Annotated in this window: 20 protein-coding genes; 5 read left to right on the top strand and 15 right to left on the bottom strand. The window is 52.7% G+C overall.

Features of this window, described 5'->3' with window-relative positions; all coding sequences use genetic code 11:
• Positions 1 to 18 precede the first annotated feature (18 nt).
• The 3 genes from fba to KNP84_RS04490 all read right to left on the bottom strand — a co-directional run bounded on the left by fba (position 19) and on the right by KNP84_RS04490 (position 1,824).
• Positions 19 to 873: a class II fructose-1,6-bisphosphate aldolase gene (gene fba, locus KNP84_RS04480; RefSeq protein WP_021066099.1), complete on the bottom strand. Its 855-nt coding sequence runs from the start codon at positions 871 to 873 to the stop codon at positions 19 to 21.
• Positions 874 to 1,030: 157 nt separating this feature from the next.
• Positions 1,031 to 1,393 (bottom strand): response regulator, encoded by a 363-nt coding sequence (locus KNP84_RS04485; RefSeq protein WP_251131124.1) that lies wholly within the window; start codon positions 1,391 to 1,393, stop codon positions 1,031 to 1,033.
• A gap of 80 nt (positions 1,394 to 1,473) precedes the next feature.
• The gene (locus KNP84_RS04490; RefSeq protein ID WP_029594660.1) at positions 1,474 to 1,824 is read right to left on the bottom strand and encodes a YxeA family protein; all 351 of its coding nucleotides are present in this window, start codon (positions 1,822 to 1,824) and stop codon (positions 1,474 to 1,476) included.
• Between the two features lie 112 nt (positions 1,825 to 1,936).
• On the opposite strand from KNP84_RS04490, the gene KNP84_RS04495 reads away from it, so the two are divergent.
• Positions 1,937 to 2,359, top strand: a complete 423-nt coding sequence (locus KNP84_RS04495; protein WP_215114365.1) for a hypothetical protein — start codon at positions 1,937 to 1,939, stop codon at positions 2,357 to 2,359.
• 37 nt (positions 2,360 to 2,396) lie between these two features.
• On the opposite strand, the gene KNP84_RS04500 is transcribed toward KNP84_RS04495, so the two are convergent.
• Entirely contained in the window at positions 2,397 to 4,052 is a 1,656-nt protein-coding gene (locus KNP84_RS04500) for a glycerol-3-phosphate dehydrogenase/oxidase (RefSeq protein WP_029594658.1), read from the bottom strand.
• 262 nt (positions 4,053 to 4,314) lie between these two features.
• Here KNP84_RS04500 and KNP84_RS04505 point away from each other — a divergent pair, with 262 nt between their 5' ends.
• The 3 genes from KNP84_RS04505 (at position 4,315) to KNP84_RS15355 (ending at position 6,696) form a co-directional block, all read left to right on the top strand.
• Positions 4,315 to 5,430, top strand: coding sequence for an NADH-dependent flavin oxidoreductase (locus KNP84_RS04505; RefSeq protein WP_215114366.1), 1,116 nt, complete (start codon positions 4,315 to 4,317; stop codon positions 5,428 to 5,430).
• A gap of 270 nt (positions 5,431 to 5,700) precedes the next feature.
• Positions 5,701 to 5,913 (top strand): hypothetical protein, encoded by a 213-nt coding sequence (locus tag KNP84_RS04510; RefSeq protein WP_029594656.1) that lies wholly within the window; start codon positions 5,701 to 5,703, stop codon positions 5,911 to 5,913.
• 114 nt (positions 5,914 to 6,027) lie between these two features.
• The gene (locus KNP84_RS15355) at positions 6,028 to 6,696 is read left to right on the top strand and encodes a helix-turn-helix transcriptional regulator (protein ID WP_144429859.1); all 669 of its coding nucleotides are present in this window, start codon (positions 6,028 to 6,030) and stop codon (positions 6,694 to 6,696) included.
• Between the two features lie 14 nt (positions 6,697 to 6,710).
• On the opposite strand, the gene KNP84_RS04520 is transcribed toward KNP84_RS15355, so the two are convergent.
• The 5 genes from KNP84_RS04520 to KNP84_RS04540 all read right to left on the bottom strand — a co-directional run bounded on the left by KNP84_RS04520 (position 6,711) and on the right by KNP84_RS04540 (position 11,976).
• Positions 6,711 to 7,259, bottom strand: a complete 549-nt coding sequence (locus tag KNP84_RS04520; RefSeq protein ID WP_021066091.1) for a GNAT family N-acetyltransferase — start codon at positions 7,257 to 7,259, stop codon at positions 6,711 to 6,713.
• Positions 7,260 to 7,301: 42 nt separating this feature from the next.
• Positions 7,302 to 8,132: a TVP38/TMEM64 family protein gene (locus KNP84_RS04525; protein ID WP_215114367.1), complete on the bottom strand. Its 831-nt coding sequence runs from the start codon at positions 8,130 to 8,132 to the stop codon at positions 7,302 to 7,304.
• A gap of 133 nt (positions 8,133 to 8,265) precedes the next feature.
• Complete coding sequence (locus KNP84_RS04530; protein WP_021066089.1) at positions 8,266 to 9,861, bottom strand: CTP synthase; 1,596 nt, start codon at positions 9,859 to 9,861, stop codon at positions 8,266 to 8,268.
• Between the two features lie 235 nt (positions 9,862 to 10,096).
• Positions 10,097 to 10,576: a DNA-directed RNA polymerase subunit delta gene (gene rpoE / locus KNP84_RS04535; RefSeq protein ID WP_021066088.1), complete on the bottom strand. Its 480-nt coding sequence runs from the start codon at positions 10,574 to 10,576 to the stop codon at positions 10,097 to 10,099.
• Between the two features lie 80 nt (positions 10,577 to 10,656).
• Positions 10,657 to 11,976 (bottom strand): hypothetical protein, encoded by a 1,320-nt coding sequence (locus tag KNP84_RS04540; protein WP_215114368.1) that lies wholly within the window; start codon positions 11,974 to 11,976, stop codon positions 10,657 to 10,659.
• Positions 11,977 to 12,149: 173 nt separating this feature from the next.
• Between KNP84_RS04540 and KNP84_RS04545 the strand changes: the two genes are divergently transcribed.
• Positions 12,150 to 13,448, top strand: coding sequence for a methyl-accepting chemotaxis protein (locus tag KNP84_RS04545; RefSeq protein ID WP_021066086.1), 1,299 nt, complete (start codon positions 12,150 to 12,152; stop codon positions 13,446 to 13,448).
• 40 nt (positions 13,449 to 13,488) lie between these two features.
• On the opposite strand, the gene KNP84_RS04550 is transcribed toward KNP84_RS04545, so the two are convergent.
• The 6 genes from KNP84_RS04550 to KNP84_RS04575 all read right to left on the bottom strand — a co-directional run bounded on the left by KNP84_RS04550 (position 13,489) and on the right by KNP84_RS04575 (position 18,771).
• A complete protein-coding gene (locus tag KNP84_RS04550) occupies positions 13,489 to 15,618 on the bottom strand; it encodes a (Fe-S)-binding protein (RefSeq protein ID WP_215114369.1) in 2,130 nt (709 codons plus the stop codon).
• A gap of 90 nt (positions 15,619 to 15,708) precedes the next feature.
• On the bottom strand, positions 15,709 to 16,425 hold the full coding sequence (locus KNP84_RS04555) for a hypothetical protein (protein WP_215114370.1): 717 nt from the start codon (positions 16,423 to 16,425) through the stop codon (positions 15,709 to 15,711).
• A gap of 6 nt (positions 16,426 to 16,431) precedes the next feature.
• A complete protein-coding gene (locus tag KNP84_RS04560) occupies positions 16,432 to 16,947 on the bottom strand; it encodes a GNAT family N-acetyltransferase (protein WP_029594648.1) in 516 nt (171 codons plus the stop codon).
• 133 nt (positions 16,948 to 17,080) lie between these two features.
• The gene (locus tag KNP84_RS04565; RefSeq protein ID WP_021066082.1) at positions 17,081 to 17,509 is read right to left on the bottom strand and encodes a hypothetical protein; all 429 of its coding nucleotides are present in this window, start codon (positions 17,507 to 17,509) and stop codon (positions 17,081 to 17,083) included.
• Positions 17,506 to 17,925, bottom strand: a complete 420-nt coding sequence (locus KNP84_RS04570; RefSeq protein ID WP_215114371.1) for a YwiB family protein — start codon at positions 17,923 to 17,925, stop codon at positions 17,506 to 17,508. The genes KNP84_RS04565 and KNP84_RS04570 overlap by 4 nt, the downstream gene beginning before the upstream one ends.
• Positions 17,926 to 18,111: 186 nt before the next feature.
• Positions 18,112 to 18,771 carry a Type 1 glutamine amidotransferase-like domain-containing protein gene (locus KNP84_RS04575; RefSeq protein WP_215114372.1) on the bottom strand — a complete coding sequence of 220 codons (660 nt, stop codon included), beginning with the start codon at positions 18,769 to 18,771 and terminating at the stop codon, positions 18,112 to 18,114.
• Between the last annotated feature and the right edge of the window lie 5 nt (positions 18,772 to 18,776).

Here is an 18,776-nt window from a genome sequence, read left to right on the forward strand (position 1 = left end):
CCGACTGATGTGACAGGATTATGCTTGGTTGCTTGAACCGAACTCACGCATTTTGCCAGTAACGACGTTGTAGATCGCTTCGACACCAGGGCCGATGACTTTACGTGGATCATATACTTTCGAGTCAGTGTTGAGCTTCTCACGTACAGCACGAGTCCATTCTTGTTGGCACTCTGTGTTAACGTTGATTTTGCTGTGACCGAGCTCGATTGCTTTTTTGATTTGGTGCTCAGGAATACCTGAACCGCCGTGAAGAACGAGTGGAGTTTTAGTCGCTTCTGCGATTTCTTCCATCTCTTTGAAGCCGAGTTTAGGCTCGCCTTGGTATTCTCCGTGTACAGAACCGAGTGCTGCCGCAAGAGCGTCAACTTTCGCTTCTTTCACGACGCGTACGCACTCGTCGAGGTCAGCGTATTGTACGCCGCCAACAACGCCATCTTCTTCGCCGCCGACTGTGCCGACTTCCGCTTCAACTGAAGCGCCTTTAGCGTGTGCGTATTCAACGACTTGTTTCGTCATTTCGATGTTCTCTTCGATCGGGTGGTGTGAACCGTCGATCATAACAGACGTGAAACCAGCGTCAATCGCTGCTTTACACTTGTCGAAAGATGAACCGTGGTCGAGGTGGATTGCAACTGGAACAGTGATGTTGTAGTCGTGCATGAGACCTTCAGTCATTTTAACAACTGTTGTGAAGCCACCCATGTACTTCGCTGCACCTTCTGACACACCGAGGATAACTGGTGATTTCTCGTCTTCCGCAGCGCGAAGAATCGCTTGCGTCCACTCGAGGTTGTTGATGTTGAATTGGCCTACTGCATACTTGCCTTCGAATGCTTTGTTAAGCATTTCTGTCATTGATACTAATGGCATAATGACATCCTCCTGTCTGTTCGCTATTGTGCACTTTGGGAAAAATGCCCCCGTGCAATTCGTTCCCATTATAACACACGTCGAAACTTGTGCCTATGCTATTCGGGCATAGAAATGGCTCTGCGCAAGCGTTTACATATGTCATCTTCGTGACGAATTACGTGATTTTGAGGACTTCCTTCACTTTTTCAATCATCCGATAAATATCGAACGGCTTTTCAAATTGCGCGGTAATGCCAAGTCGTTGCACTTCTTCGAGCGTCGATTTTTCCCCGAACGCGGTCATAATCATGACCGGGGTGTCGATGTTCCGTTGGCGCATGTTGCGTAGTACTTCATGACCGAACATGCGCGGCATGTTCATATCGAGCAAGACTAAATCGTATCCGTTCTGTTCGAGCTTTTCCCAAGCATTCTGTCCGTCGTTCGCCGTGTCGACCTCGATGCCGAGGTTTTGGAACACTTGCGCCAACATCAACCGAATCCCGTCTTGGTCGTCTGCGATCAACATCCGTGACATCCATCTACCTTCTCTCCATAGTTTGCACTAGTCTAACCATACCAAATCCGATTTCGTTTGGCGACGGACCTATTTTGAAATCAAGGCAACGGTATCGATACCGGTTCTTCGGTCTGTTCGTCCTTTAACTGGGCCGGTACTTCCGACTCAGGTACCGGCTCGTAGGCCGTCACCGTCTGCTCGTCTTTCACATACAGTTTCAAAAAATCGCCTTCGGCCAGCCGAATCGGTGCCTCGAACGTGATTGGTCGTTTCTTGCCGTCTTCATCATAGCCAATCGTTTCATACGTATGTCTCTTTCCTTGGTCGGTGACGTTTGTGCTCGGCACTTTCGTATAGTAGACGTCGGCAAACAGCCGATTCGTATCGACGAACTGCCAACCGAGAAATAAGATGAGGACGACGCCACCGATTGCCCATGCTCGTTTCATCGTAACTCCCCCGCCTTTCTCTTTTCCATCTTTTTCAATACCATTGTCTCCCTATTTCTAAACACCCGGTACGCTGATATACTGAAAACATGAAACGAACAGGAGCGAAATCATGAAACCATATTTGTTATACGTATTGTTCGTCTTGGCACTTGGAAGTATGGTCGGACTCGTCGTGAACGTCTTCGGGGAAGAAATAGAAGAGACACCACTCGCCGCTGCCGTCGAAACCGATCTCGAGGATTTGCCGGAGACGTTCGCCGTCTTGTCCGAGACGTTCGATGAGCCCATCGCAGACAGTGACGTCGCCCGCATTAAAAAGCTGGCTTCTAATCCGGAACTCGACGAAATGAACCAGCACGCACTCGGTACAATCGAGGTCATCTTCGAGGGACGCCCGACCACGCTGACACTCGAAACGGACATATATCGCGAGGACGGCACGTATCTTTATCTCTATTTATTCGGCGAACCGGACGTCGTCGAGGCGCTCGACGAACGCATCATGGCGTATTATGAAGAATTAGGCATATGAAAAGGAACCTCGCCGCGGCGAAGTTCCTTTTATTTCGTTAGTCGACCGTGACAGGGACGACCGCGAGATCAATCTCTTTCTCGATCTCGGCCCGCTCTTCAGCGAGACGAGCATCCGACCATTTGAAGACATCGGCCATGCAACGGAGCACGCCGTCTTTATAGTTGCGGACGAAGTCGATGTCGAAGAACATCGCTCCGGTGCGGCGGACGAGGAAGTCGATGGCCCGAACGACCGACTCTTCTTCGATGCCGTACATGAGTTGTGCATAGACGTACTCTGGAAGGTCGTACGCGTTCGAGTCCATCCGTTCGATGACACGATCGATGTTCGATCCGTAGAGACGGACGAGTTGCTCGGCTTTGACGTCATCGAGACCAAGGTTTTTCAGTTCAGCCTTCTTTTTCGTCAAGAAGTCATCGAACCCTTTCGAACCGCCGACATGGCCTCCCGACATCGGCATATGTTTCGTGCGCGAAGCGAGGAAGACGATGCCTTCTTCTTGCTTGAGCAGTTTCGCCACCAAATCGACGACCGTCTCTGACATCTTGCGATAACCGGTCAACTTCCCACCGGCGATCGTGATTAAGCCGCTTTCCGACTGCCAAACCTCATCTTTCCGTGAGATTTCAGACGGGTCTTTGCCTTCTTCATAGATGAGCGGACGAATCCCGGCCCAGCTCGACTCGACGTCATCTGCCGTCACGTTCACGTCTGGGAACATATAGTGGATTGCCTCTAAAATATAGTCGCGGTCCTCGGTCGTCATGCGTGGGTGAGCTTTATCCTTATCGAAGAACGTGTCTGTCGTCCCGACGTACGCTTTGCCGTCACGCGGAATCGCGAACACCATCCGGCCGTCTGGTGTATCGAAATAGATGGCTTGTTTGAGCGGGAATTTCGACTGGTCAATGACGAGGTGAATCCCTTTCGTCAAACGGAGCATCTTCCCTTTGTTCGAGCCGTCTTGTTCGCGGAGCACGTCGACCCAAGGTCCGGTCGCGTTGATGACTTTCTTCGCATAGACTTCGTACGTCTTGCCGTCGATTTGGTCTTCAACGTGGACGCCGACGACTTTGCCTTGCTCATAGATTAGACCAGTCACTTTCGAATAGTTCAAGAGGAGAGCGCCGTGGTTGGCCGCCTCTTTCGCGACTTCAATCGTCATACGGGCATCATCTGTCCGATATTCGACGTAATAACCGCCACCGACAAGACCATCTTTTTTGACGAGCGGCGCTTTTTGAATGACTTCATCCGGCTTCAACATCAAACGTCGCTCGGCGCGTTTGACGCCCGCTAAGAAATCGTACACCATCAAGCCGACCGCTGTGGAGAGCGGTCCGAACGTGCCGCCTTTATGCATCGGCAACAGCATGCGTTCTGGCGTCGTGACGTGTGGCCCGTTCTCATAGACGATGGCGCGTTCTTTTCCGACTTCGGCGACGAGCGCGACTTCGAACTGTTTCAAGTAGCGCAACCCTCCGTGGACGAGTTTCGTCGAACGGCTCGATGTTCCGGCTGCGAAGTCTTGCATTTCGAGCACGGCCGTCTTCATTCCGCGAGACGCGGCATCGAGCGCGATTCCGGCACCGGTGATTCCTCCGCCGACGACGAGCACATCGTGACGTTCACCCGTTAACTGTTCATATCGTTTGGCACGTTCTTTTGCTGAGAAATTTCTGATTTCCATCTTGTCCCCTCCTATAATGAATCCGGTTCGATGTATGCGAAAAGAGACCACAACAAAACAAGGCTTCGCCCCCCATGTCGTGGTCTCTCTGTAGTCTCCAACCGGTTATCAACTTTTCTCCTGTATTATACCCCATTTTCTAGCATTCAACCATCGACCCGCTCACGGAGTGTGCAACCTGCTCCTCAGAAAGCGTCCCGCTCGCAATTTCAAAATGAGAAGACTAGACTTCAAGGTATCACCAACAAGGAGGAGTTTTTTTATGAAACGCATGTTACAACCTTTCCAATTCAAAAACGGCGTCGAGTTCCACAATCGGCTCGTACTTGCGCCGATGACCCATTATTCGTCAGAACCGACGGGTGAAGTGTCGGAACACGAACTCGCCTATTACCGCAAGCGAGCGAAGAACGTCGGCCTCGCCATCACGGCGTGTGCTTACGTGACCGAAGACGGCAAAGGGTTCCCGAACGCCTTCGGTGTGAATGACGACAAGTTCATCCCTGGGCTTCGTCAGCTCGCTGAAAGTTTGAGAGCGGAAGGCGCGAAAGCGATTCTTCAAATCTTCCATGCAGGACGCATGTCTCCTCCGGAACTCGTTCCGAACGAACAACCAGTAAGCGCCAGCGCCATCGCACCGGTCCGTGAAGGTGCCGCCACACCACGCGCCCTTGAGACTGAAGAAGTCGAAGCCATCATCGAGGCGTTCGGCGAAGCGACACGTCGTGCCATTGAGGCCGGTTTTGACGGCGTCGAGATTCACGGGGCGAACACGTATTTGATTCAACAGTTCTTCTCACCTCACTCGAATCGACGCGACGATCGCTTCGGTGGCGACGTAAACGCACGCCTCACATTCCCGCGTGAAGTCATTCGCTCGGTCAAACGTGCAGCTGAAGGCGCGGACAATTTCTTAATCGGCTACCGCTTCTCGCCTGAAGAAGTCGAAGAGCCAGGCATCACGCTCGACGATACGGACGTATTGATCGATATGTTGCTCGAAGAAAATCTCGACTACCTCCACGCCTCGCTCTGGAACTTCAATATCGGTTCAATGCGGAACGAGAACGTGACGGAGCGGTCGATTGATCGCATCGCTAAACGCATCAACGGTGCCGTCCCGCTCATCGGAGTCGGACAGCTCCAGCGCCCAGGTCAAGTCGAAGACGCACTGAACGTCATCGACCTCGCCGCGCTCGGCCGCGAACTCATCATCGACCCGGATTGGCTCGAGAAAGTGAAAGACGGTCGTGAAGACGAAATCGAGACCGAACTCGACTTGAACAAACAAGCCGAACTCGCCGTCCCGGCTCCGCTCTGGAACGCCATCACAACACGTGCCGGCTGGTTCCCAATCAAAGACCAAGCCGTCAAATAAGCCTTCAACCGCAGACTTCATGTCTGCGGTTTTTTTGTGGTTTGTGCAATTCATCGAGTAGTGTGAGAAATGGGATATGCTACGGACACAATTTCGTCACATTTTTCATCTTTTTCACCACTTCTTTCGTGTTGACCTAACTTTCCAACCTTTCACCCCCTTCGTAAGCTAAGGACAGGAACCGTTTCCTCGATGAAACTGCGGGCCAAGCCTCGCTTGCACCGCGCCTGTCTGTCTGTTTGACCGTCTTTTGAAAGGGGCATATGATGTATGACGAAAAAGCCAATTGATCTCGATGCGTACAACAAACAACTCAATCAGCATCAACAGCGTACGAAAGAAGTCGCTGAAACGTATCGACAAAAAAGTAAGGAACTCGAACACCACCTCGAATCATCCGCACGTTCCCGTGAAGAAGCACTCGCTCGCGAAATCGCCGAATTAAAGCAAGTGACTAAACGGAACGTTCCACGAAATAAATAAACGGTTCCCGATCGTACGACGAAAGAAGTGACTCATCCGGTGGAAAACAAAATCAAACGCCAATTTCTGAATCATCTGCATCGTGACAAAAATTTGTTCGATGATTTTCAGCATGTGGATAACTTTTATACGCTCGATCAACAGATTGTGAGTGCGCTCCGCAGCGCCCATCCGATTCGGGCCGAACAGCTGCTCGAGACGCTGACGCTCGACCTATTGAAACTTCCGGTCTCCGATGAGTATATGAGTGTCCGTTTCTACTACCGCGGCCTCGTCTATCACGTCATCCGTCTGATTCCAGTCGATAACCCAAACGTCCAGACCGCGCTCAATTATACGAGCGCTCTTCTCATCTTAATCGATGAACTGACGACGACACTCGACTTTATCTATGCCATTCCCGTCATCGTCGACCATTTGACGAAGATGATGGCGTTTCTATCCCCTCCCGTGTCGACGAACCCGAACGTCACGACGACCATCCATTTGATTGAAGACCATTTGAAAGAGCCAGAACTATCGCTCCCGTGGATCGCCCAACAAATCGGGTTATCAAACAATTATTTGTCGGCCCTGTTCAAACAGGAAGTCGGCGAGAGTGTACCCGAACGAATCCGGCGCCGCCGCATCGATGCGTCCATCGCCGATTTGCTCGGAACGAATTTGCCGATTTGTACCATCGGTGAGAAATATCGCTTCGCCTCGTGCACGGCCTATATCAACACGTTCAAGACGTACAAACAAATGACCCCGCTCCAATACCGCCAATTGTTCCACACGTGAAAAGCGCTAAGCCTCTACCGAGACTTAGCGCTTTCTGTCATCCATTCTTCTCGCAACAAACCCATGCGAATCGAGTCGTAACGCACGTCGTCGACGACGCGCACCTGACGAATCCGACCTTCGAGTCGCATGCCGATTTTCTCGGCCACTTTCATCATCCGCTCATTGCCCGACCACGTCGTCAATCCGACCCGGACCGTCGGCAACGTCTGAAACAGATGGCCGACCCACAGCTTGAGCGCCCGCGTGCCGATGCCACGATTCCAGCGGTCGGCTTGATGGAGGATGATCCCGACCTCGAGCCAATTCTGTCCGGCGTCTTCATAATAGAAGGAAACCGTCCCGTAGACGGTCCCATCGACCTCGATGACCCACATGTCGTCACGGCCGACGTGTTCGCCCGCATTCTGACAGTACACCTCATACGTCTGCGCCCGATGTTCAAAATACGGCGCATCCCACTTTTTGAATTCCGGCGCCTCGTCCTTATACATCAATTCCCATAACCGATCCAAGTCGCGTGACGCAATCGGTCGAATCACTAATTCTTCATCGCGAACCATAACGTCTTCCTCTCTAACTGTGCTCTTGACGGTTTCGCGATGTCAGTTCGAATTCCCTTTTTTCCGTTTGCGCCAGACGAGCGCCAAGATGACGAGCAATAGGCTCGCCGTGACCGAGACGACGGCGAACGGACTCGCACCGGTGATAAACAGTTCGCCGAGCGAGACCGAATAGGCGAGACCGAACGACGTGACGAGCTTCGCGCCGATGGCGATCAAAACGAATCGCGGGAATGGCACCCGGCTGAACCCGGCCGCGAGACAGATGACCTCATCTGGCAAAATCGGGATGATGAACAAGACGAGCAACACACCGAGCCCGTACTTGTCGACGTAACGGTCATACGTCGCGAGCTTGTCGGCGTCGATAAGCCGCATCACCCGCTCCCGCCCGAACCGAGCGAGCCCGTACATGACGAGGATGCCGAGCGTCGTCGCGACGCTCCCGATTAAGGCCGCCCGAAGCGGCCCAAGGGCGACACTACCAATCGGGACACTGACCGCCTCCGGGACCGGAAGCGCGATCGGTTGCAAGAAGCTGAAGGCGGCGAACACCCACATCGCCTGGTCGCCATACTTTTCGAGCAACCGTTCGAGCCCGTACGAGTCGTACAAGACGAGTCCAAACGAGACGTAGTATACGAAGACGAACAACAAAAATAACGTGAACGTGACTTTGAGCATCTGTTTCAAGTACGTATTCGAGCCCTCGCGAATCGACCGCAATAGACCAATCGACAGTGCGAGCAATACAATTCCGGTCCACCCGAGTTGATACGGCAATAATAGCGTCGGCAAGACGACGAACGGCAACAGGCTGAGCGTGACGAGCGCTCCCCCGTATCCTGCATAAATCATAGTTCGTTCTCGCATGTCGCATCGCCCTCTCCCTGTTCTACTATTAGTGTACCCGGATTTCGGGCAACATGTATCCACCTGAAGCTGTTGCGCGCATCAGCCTTTTGCCCGAGAAAAAAGGCCACAGTCATAGACTGTGACCTGCCACTCACTCGCCGAGTGAGGCTTGGATGAAATCGTGGAACAAGCGTTGCGGACGCTCTGGACGCGAAATGAGTTCTGGGTGGAACTGTGACGCGACGAACCACTTGTGCTCTGGAATCTCGATGATTTCGACGAGACGGCCGTCCGGGCTCGTTCCTGAGAACTTGAACCCTTCTGCCTCGAACGCTTCACGGTACTCGTTGTTGAACTCGTAACGGTGACGATGGCGCTCGTAGACGAGCTCTTGGTTGTAAGCGGCGTGCGCTTTCGTGCCTGGCTCGAGCTTACATGGATAGAGGCCGAGACGGAGCGTGCCGCCGAGGTCCTCGATATCTTTTTGTTCTGGAAGCAAATCGATAATCGGATAGTTCGTCGTCGGATCGATTTCGGCCGAGTGGGCACCGTCGAGCTTCAAGACGTTACGGGCGAACTCGACCGTCGCGAGCTGCATGCCGAGGCAAATCCCGAAGAATGGGACGTTGTTCTCACGCGCATAACGCGTCGCTTCGATTTTCCCTTCGATGCCGCGTTCTCCAAATCCGCCTGGGACGAGAATCCCGTCTGCGTCTCCGAGAAGCGTCTCGACATTCTCTGCCGTCACCTCTTCAGCGTTGACCCAATCGATATCGATATCGGCGTTGAAGGCATAACCGGCGTGCTTGAGCGATTCTGCAACCGAGATGTACGCGTCACGAAGTTCGACGTATTTTCCGACGAGAGCGATTTTGACTTTCTTCTCGAGGTGCGTGACCGTGTGTACGAGCTCTTTCCAAGCCGTCATGTCAGCGGCCGGCGTGTTGAAGCCGAAGTAATCGTTGACGAGTTGGTCCATTCCTTGCTTTTGAAGGTTGAGCGGCACTTCGTAAAGCGTCGACGCATCTTGTGCCTCGATGACCGCTTCTTTACGCGTGTCACAGAACAAGGCGATCTTTTCACGCATCTCTTCTGGGATGTCGTGCTCGGTACGGAGGACAATGATATCCGGCTGAATCCCGTAACTACGGAGCTCTTTGACGCTGTGTTGCGTCGGTTTCGTCTTCATCTCACCGGCAGCGCGAAGGTAAGGGACGAGCGTACAGTGGACGTACATGACGTTCTCTTTGCCGATGTCGTTCTTCACTTGACGAATGGCCTCGATGAACGGAAGCGACTCGATGTCCCCGACTGTTCCACCAATCTCTGTGATGACGACATCCGCGTTCGTCTCGCGACCGGCGCGGAAGACGCGGTCTTTAATCTCGTTCGTGATGTGTGGAATGACTTGGACCGTACCCCCGTTATAATCGCCACGGCGTTCTTTTTTCAAGACCGTCGAGTAGATGCGACCTGACGTCACGTTGGCGTTTTGCGACAAGTTGATGTCGATGAAGCGCTCGTAGTGACCGAGGTCAAGGTCCGTCTCAGCGCCGTCATCTGTGACGAACACCTCTCCGTGCTGGTACGGGCTCATCGTTCCTGGGTCGATATTGATATACGGGTCAAACTTCTGAATCGTCACGTTCAAACCTCGGTTTTTGAGTAGACGTGCGAGTGAAGCGGCTGTGATCCCTTTACCGAGTGAAGATACTACCCCACCTGTTACGAAAATATACTTTGTCATCATCATTCTCCTCTCTTAAATGCCACAACGGGAAACGAAAAAACAAAAAAAGCAAAAGTGCCCCCACTGAAATGGAGGACACTTTTGCTGCATCGTTACGTGCTAAACTAGCCCATGACTAATTTACGTCAGAGACGATGCAGTCGTCAAGTCATTATTTTTTCTTTTTTTCAACTGTCAAAAAAGAAAAAGAGACACGCCTAGCCGGGACAAATGCCCGGCTTTTTGCGGTCTCTTATAAATCATCCTCGTCTTCTAAGTCGAGGTCGTCGTCCAAGTCTTCGTCCTCGAACTCGTCAAGGCCTTCCACTTTTTCGGCTTCATCCTCGGCATCGAACTCAGATGCGTCAAAATCTTCACCTTTTGCAAAGACGTCAAGGTCGTCTTCAATGTCGACGATGCCTTCATCCGTCTCATCGATCTCTTCTTCGAACTCATCGAGCTCACCGCGTTGGCGTGCTTCGATGACGAGATCTTCGTCTGACTTATCGAACGGATACCAAACACGAAGCGCCCAACGGTTAGCTCCCAAGTTGACGAATAGTCCGTCGATGTTCATGTCCGTGTAGAGTTGCGCGATTTTCTCGAGCTCTTCCTCTTCACTTGCGAACGTATAGTTTTGTCTGATCAGCTCACGAATCTCATCAAATGACACTGGTTGCTCGCCAGTCTTTTGAAGAATTTCGTAAACGAAATCGATCAACGATTTATTCATTAAAGGACACTCCTTTTCCGTCACTAGTTAAACATCACTCCTCATTATAAACAAAACCGATATGAAAAAGCTAGAGGAAATTATTTTGAAGTTTCAACGGTTTTTTGGATGCGCAACCAATACAGCGTAATCAATCCGACGTTGAAGATCCACGTCAAACCGAGCACCCCGAGCATCCAACCACGCGGGATTTTAAAGGACAACTCTGCATTGACGGACTGGCCGGTATATAGACCGTAGCCGAGCAATCCAACCATGAGCGCGGAATAAGCGACGACCATCCCGAACCGTTTCCATAGTTGCAAGAGCAGCGAGGCGAACTCTTTATTGTCCCCATACGATGCATATAGATAGACGTGACCCGCACTCGCGTACATCGTCTGGACGTACCCACTCACAAACAGGACCGGAATAAACACGATCGGCTCCAAGAAACCGAGGAAGAATAGCAGCGACGTGACGAGCAGGACGTAGTAAGGATGACGCGCCACGTCGAACACACGGTTCAATAATATCCAGCCGATGACGCCCGCCAAGAACGGCATGAACACATAGAACAAGAGCACTTGAAACGAATATAGGGCCAGACTAATGAATACGGCGCCAATCAACGTCCAGCCGCCGAACAACCCGACGACGAACGCGAGCAGTTGAACTTGGCGCGTCCGGGTGGCACTGACGTACGTTCTCGTCCGCTCCTGGAACAATACCCACCCGACGTAGCCGAGCAAAATAATCATCAATAAAAAGATTTCCACATACCCGCTCGCCCCTTCCAACAGGCTGAGGAGACGGCTCACCAACGTGAACACGGTGACGGTGATGAAGGCAAGCACGAACTTCCCTGTCGCCCATGCCCACGTCGCCGTTTTCTCGAGCGGCAACTTTCTCACGAACAGCCAAGGCAGGATCAGACTGACGAGGAAGAGGATGACAGCCTCGTCATATGATCGAGTCAGCACATAAGAGAAAATGATGATCCAGGCAACGAGTGCGAGTACGAGCGGGAGCGAACTCCCTTTCTGATCCGTCGACTCGTCTGTGGTGGACAGTTCCTTCAGCTGTGACAAAATCGTCGTCATAATCGACCCGACACCGATCGATCCGACACCGACAAGAAAAGCGCTCAATTCAATCGCCCAATCGAACGGCCACAAGAAGCAGACAAGGCCCGCGACCAAGACGGATAGCGCCACTAAAAACGTCCGTTTCGAGCCGAGCCGCCCGATGATATACACCCATAGAAGCAGTCCCGACATACTCGCCACGTAAAAAATCATGAACGGGATTAATCGCCCGACGCCGTCTTCGACCGCCATGATGGACAAAAATAAAATTTGAGGCAAGATTTGACTGCTAAGGGCACTGACAATCGTCAATAACACGACCGTGTTCTTCACAACGGACACCTCATTTCTCAAAAATGGCCGAGCCAATCTCTCTTTCTTCTCTTTCCCGCTTCTAGCGCAATAACAACAAGCTTCATCGCACATCGATTTCTCAGTTTTTTCACATTTTTGCCGATATAGAGAAGAACGCTATTTTAGCTGTACGAGAAAAAGGAGAATGAAACATGGCACTGTTCCGTAAATCAAAACCTACCGCCTACACCGCGTCGATCGGCTTCCCTGATGTGGCGAAGACCGCACGACCGACCGATCCAAATTTGAACGGGCGCACCCATTATATGGGTTATACGGCGTCGCAAGTGAAGCGACTTCAAGACATGGCCCCGCTCGTCGAATCCGTGTTAGACGATGTCCTCGAAAACGTGCTCGATCATTTAATGTTGCAACCCGAGATGGTCCAAATCGCCAACGCCTCGTCGACACGGGAGCGACTTAAAAAAGTGTTCGCTGACTATTTCCGTAGTCTATTGACCGGAAACATCGATGACAAGTTCCTTGCGATGCGTAAACGGATGGGCCAGACGCATCACCACTATGCTGTACCGGTCGTCTGGTTCCTCGCGACCTATTCTGCCTTCAACACGTTGCTCGTCCCAAAAATCGTCGAGACGTACCAACACGACCCGGCCACATTGACCGAATCGCTCCTCGCATTGTCCCATGCGATGAACTTGGACGCCCAAATCGTCACTGAGCAGTACGTCGATGCGCGTCTCGATGAGATTGAATCGGCAAACGTCGCCCGAGCGACGCTATTGAACGATGTCAGCCGCGTTAGCACGGAAGTCGCGACGACGATGGAGCAGACCGGTCACGCCATGTCCGAGACGAGCAAGCGAGCCCATCAAGTGTTGTCCGAGACCGAGCAGACGGAGAAGATGAGCCGTCACTTGATGAGCTTGACGCATACGAACGGCGAGCAAATCGAACAGATGGAATCCGAGTTCAAACAGTCAGCGACGTACGTCGACGCCTCGCTCGATCGCATCACCGCGCTCAAGGACGGCTCGCAAGAAATCGTCAGCATGACTCGGAGTATCGAACAGATTGCCAACCAGACGAACTTGTTGGCGTTGAACGCATCAATCGAAGCGGCCCGAGCCGGTGAACACGGTAAAGGCTTCGCCGTCGTCGCGACCGAAGTGCGGACGCTTGCCGAGAATGCAAAACAGCTGAGCAGTCAAATCAACGTCCTCATCCATGAGAATGAAGCGAACATCGCCGCCCTGCTCGATCAAATGGGACAGATGCATCGAACGAACGACGAGGCAATGCGTCAACTCGGTGCCGTCAAAGCTGGCTTCTCGACCGTCAAAGACGAGATGGGCAATTACGTCCTGTCGTTCGAACGGAACAAACAAGACCTCGGCCAAATGGTCGAGACGATTTCGGCCATCAATGAGACGACACAAGGACTATCACACCTGACGTCTTCCTTATTGGCCACTTCCGAGATGCACTGACGACAGAACAAGGCACGGTCCGCGGACCGTGCCTTGTTTTTTATTGAACGAGTGGTTCAGGTACTTCGATTGGAGCAAGTGAGCGATCGAGCAGTTCAACGACGTCGAACGTACCGACCGTCTCATCGACTTCTTTCGCCTTCGTTCCGTCCGAGAGCATCGTCAAGCAGTACGGACACGCCGATCCAATGACCGTCGGTTTCGTCTCGAGCAACTGCTCGGTCCGGGCCACGTTTACGCGCGTTCCGACTTTCTCTTCTTGCCACATGAGACCGCCGCCGGCGCCGCAGCACATGCCGTTCTCACGGTTCCGCTCCGCCTCGACAAGTTCAACACCTGGAATGCGTTCCAAGACGAAACGCGGGGCGTCGTAAATACCGTTATAGCGCCCGAGATAACATGAATCGTGATAGACGACACGCTCGTTCACGGAGAAGTCCGGTTTGACACGGCCCGTATCGAGCAGCTCGGCGAGGAGCTCGGTATGGTGATACACTTTCACACCCGTGAGTCCAAAGTCCGGATACTCGTTTTTGAACGTGTTATACGCGTGCGGGTCGACCGTGACGATTTTCGTGACCCCATACTTCTCGAACAGTTTGATGTTCGCTTCGGCGAGCTCTTGGAACAACAGCTCGTTCCCGATGCGGCGTGGCGTATCCCCTGAGTTCTTCTCTTCGTTACCAAGGATGGCGAACGAGACGCCGGCCTTGTTCAAGACGCTCGCAAAGCTTTGCGCGACTTTTTGGCTACGGCTGTCGTATGAGCCCATCGCTCCGACCCAGAAGAGGAATTCAAACTCTTCGCCGGCCTTCTTCTTCTCTTTCGCCGTCGGGATGACAAGTTCTTCCCGGTCTTTGCGCCAATTCTCACGCTCTTTCCGGTTCATCCCCCACGGGTTGCCTTGACGTTCGATATTGGCGACCGTACGCTGCGCTTCTGGATCCATCTTGCCTTCCATCATGACGAGGTAACGGCGCAAATCGATAATCTTGTCGACGTGCTCGTTCATGACCGGACATTGGTCCTCACAGTTGCGGCACGTCGTACATGCCCAAATTTCTTCTTCAGTGATGACGTTGCCGATCAACTCATCGGCGACGAGCATATGTCCGTCTTGGGCCGCGGCGGCAATCTCGGCCCCTTGCGTGTTTTGGAACAAGAGCGCCGGTGCCCACGGTGACTTCCGGGTGACGGCGGCCCCTTTCATGTTCATATGGTCGCGCAGCTTGACGATGAGGTCCATCGGCGACAGCATCTTACCGGTCCCGGTCGCCGGGCAGACGTTCGTACAGCGTCCGCACTCGACACAGGCATACAAATCGACGAGTTGTTTTTGGTTGAAGTCTTCGATTTTATTGACCCCGAAGATGACTTCTTCGTCCGACTCCTCGGCTTCTTCCATCGCCGAGAAATCGACCGGAGCGAGACGACCGACCTGGTGCGTCCGTCCGAGCCAGACGTTGAGCGTCCCGGCGATCAAGTGGGCGTGCTTGCCTTGCGGGATATAAATCATGAAGCTGAGCAAGAACAAGAGATGAAGCCACCAGAAGACGACGAACAAGGCGAAGGCAACACCGCCCGGTACCCAAGCAAACGCCGAACCGATGAGCGTCGCGACCGGTTCACCCCACATCGGAAGTTCTTCCTTATAGACGAGGTAGAACCCGTTCCCGAACAAGACCGATACCATCAGCCCACCGATGAAGATGAGGGCGAGGCCGGCCAAGAAGTTTCGTTTCAAGCGCACGAGCTTCTCGATGTAACGGCGGTAGAATCCCCAAACGACCGCGACAAGAATCATGAGCATGACGATTTCTTGCATGAACGTGAAAATCGGATAGAGCGGACCGAGCGGGATATGCGGGAAACGCGTCCCGACAGCAAGCCCTTTCCAGATGAAGTCGATGGCCCCGAACTGGACGAGGATGAACCCATAGAACATCATGACGTGAATGATGCCGCTCTTCTTGTCTTTTAACAATTTCTTTTGGCCGAACACATTGATCATGACCTGTTCGAGCCGTTCCTTATTCGTTTGGCTCCACTCTGCCTGCTTCCCGAGCTTGATGAACGTATAGCGCTGATAGACCAGCGAGGCGAACAAATACAGTCCATAGCCGAGGACGAGCAAGAATAGAATCCAGTTGACGATTAAAAATGTAGACATCCCCAAAACTCCCCCTTATGAAAACGGATTCAATCTTGAATTCAGTATATCAAACAATGAATGAACAGTCATTCATTTTTATCGAAGGGGTCAAAAATTGAGCACATGCTTCAAGAATAAGAGGATGCCGCCATACCCGACTACCGCGAGGACGAACGTCCGGAAGTGGAGGTTGCGGTCGGCTGGAAGTTCGAACTTGACGATATTCAGAATCATCGCCCCGGCGACAAACGCGAACAAGATGGCCTCGACGTGCGAGGCGAGATCGATGAAACGGGAAAAGAAACCGCCGATGAGGATGCCGCCGCTCAACAAATAACGTCCTTGCCGAAGGTAGCGTTCCCCGTAATGGCGATACAAGTCGTGACCGACAGCGAGGAAGTGGACGCCGAGCGCCGTTGCGTAGAAGCTGCGGGCGACGAACGTGACGGATGATGCCGTAACGACGTAAGCCGAGAACGACATATATGCCGTCAACAGCGTCACTTGGAGCCAATACGACACGTTCTGATCAATCGTCTCGTCTTTGAAGTGTGGCGTTCGAACGACACGCATCGTCCCATAAAAGACGGTGAAGCCGAGCAAGCTGATGACATAAATCTCCGACGGCAAGGCCAGGTCGAGCCATTCGACCCGGAGCGTGTCTTGCCGCTTATTCAAAGACGGCAAGAGATACATGAAAAAGTACGTGATGGCGATCCCGCTCGAAAACGAGAACCATTTTTGAGACGGTACCCGGTCTCGTGGAAACAGATAGATTCCCCAAAAATTGATCAGTGCTAAATAGAACACGATCCAATTCGCCATCTCACGTCATCCTTTCAGTTCAATCCAAAACCGCTCGACGATTTTCCCGCCTTCCGCTGTGAACGGTGTGTCCGGTATTCCTCCGTTATTCAAGATGACTTGGCGTGACGCCACGTTCGTCCGGTCACACGTAATCAACGCCCGCTCAATCCCGAGTTCTTTCGCTTTCTCGAGCGCGAGCTCGAGCTGTTTCGTTGCCAGACCGCGTCCACGTGCGCTCGGCTTGATGCCGTAACCGATGTGGCCCCCAAAGTTGAGGAGGTTGTCATTCAATTCGTGGCGGATATTCGCTGCCCCAAGCAACTCGTCCCCGTCCGTCAGCCAATACGTCGTGCTCGGCACCCAACTGACGTTGTTCACCCGTATCTCTTTATCACGAATCTGTTTGACGTACGACGCAAAGTCAGACGCGTCGCGGTCGACCGCGTTCGGGACGATCGTCTCTTCCCGCTCCCGCCACTCCTTTAAAAATTCGAGTACTTGCGCTTGTTGCGCCATCGTTGTTTTGACGAGCTGTAGCATCTGACGTCCCCCTAATTGATTGGTCTCTCTTCATCATAACGAAGCCGATTCACGTTGAAAACAGACGTTCCTGTGACGAGATGTCGCCTTTTTCATAGAATCATCTAGCAAAAAACCCGCAATCGATTGCGGGTCAGTCTTCTAATCCTAGTCGTTTTGGCATCTGTGGGGCGAGCGTACGGGCCTCGTCTAAACGGCCAGCCTCGACGAGCGTGTGGAACCGTAAAAATTCCTCATGTGTCGCGTCACCGATGGCCGCCAAATAATCGATATAGCGTTCGTACACCGACTTGTCTTCCGGCCGCGCCTCGATCAACGCGACGTAAAGCCGGACCGTATCTTCTCCATAAAGAAGCGGGAACTCATCGTTCAACTGGAGCAACTTGTCGACCGAGTCCATATCGACGCCGGTCTCGTTGTCATAGTGCCCGACGACCTGCTCAGCATGGTCCTCGAGGCGGCCACGCCACTCTTCATACTCGTCCTCGTTCGTCTCGAGCATCTCGAACCAATCCTCGTTCAACATCTCTTCAATCTTTTTCACGCGTTCTGCAAAATTCATGCGAACTCTCCTCCTTCAAACGTCCATGTGACGTCGACGTCATAACTGCCCGCCACGTCTTCGTTCATCGATAACTCGTAGACGAAGCGGCAACGGCCGTCCGCGACATCGAGTCGCTCTGTCGTCGTCGCCATCGTCATCGACATATATGGGTTTTTATATAGGCTTTGCGTCAAACGTCCTTCGATAAAGGAATGATTCATCTCGATCGGTCCTTTACAGATGAGCGCGAGCCGGCCTGTCGTATATTTGATTGTCGTCGGAACGACACCGTCTTCCCGTTCTTGATCGAACGTCAAGATGAAGCCGGTCTTCAATTCATAATAGAGCCCCTCGGTTTGCAGCTCGATTGGTTCCGCGATCTCACTGATCGTCGTCTTTTGGCGCACACGTACGCGTTTCGGTTCAATTGCCATGGTGATTCCCCTTTCCGCTGTCCCATCGTACCATATCTCGCGAATGGTCCGGAATCGGTAACTTTTTCTTTCCCGGTTCGCACGCGCTTCACACGTCGGGCCCGATCAAATTTACGTGATGCGGATGCAGGGAGGGAGCATTACGAAAACGATCGCGGATGTGAGGCTTCGCGATTGTTCGTTTCGTTAAAACTTCAGCCAATTCCCTTCCGAAATCACGTCTACACGCCCGTCGACGACTCGAATCGCCGTCTCGTCATCGATGGCGTAGCTCGGCCCAGCCAACATGCCTGCCCATTCGGTCGCATGCTCGGACGTGTTCTCCGGCAACATCTCATGATCGAGGTGAGGGAAAATCGAAAAATCGACATACCCTAGTGTCGTATCGCCCTGCTCGCCCGGTGCCTGCCAACCGACAAACGCCTCCCCGATGCGCGGGGTCATGACCATGCTGCCGGCACTCAAACCGACATAGACGCCATTCCAATCCGGTAACAGCTGCGCGACACCGGACTGCTGCATCCAATAATGCAAGAACAGGGGGTCGCCTCCGTTGACCAACAACACATCCGCCTCGTCGAACGCCGGTCTCCACACCGTTTCATCAAGGCTTGGGAGGGCACTCAATTCGAGGACCCCGACCGACTTCCACCCTAACTCACACATCGGCGTCGAGAAATCACCGTTGAAAAAGTTCCACGCGTGATTCGTCCCACCCGGCAACGCGTAAATCGCGGTCGGGATGCACAGGGCGGTACACTCCTCAATCGGTTTCCCTAACAACTCGAGTAACGCTTGTTTAATCCGGTCATTTTTAATCCCGGCCGATGTCAGTAACAGTCTCATTCCAA

Source organism: Exiguobacterium sp. s70, assembly GCF_018618315.1.
GTDB lineage: Bacteria > Bacillota > Bacilli > Exiguobacteriales > Exiguobacteriaceae > Exiguobacterium > Exiguobacterium chiriqhucha.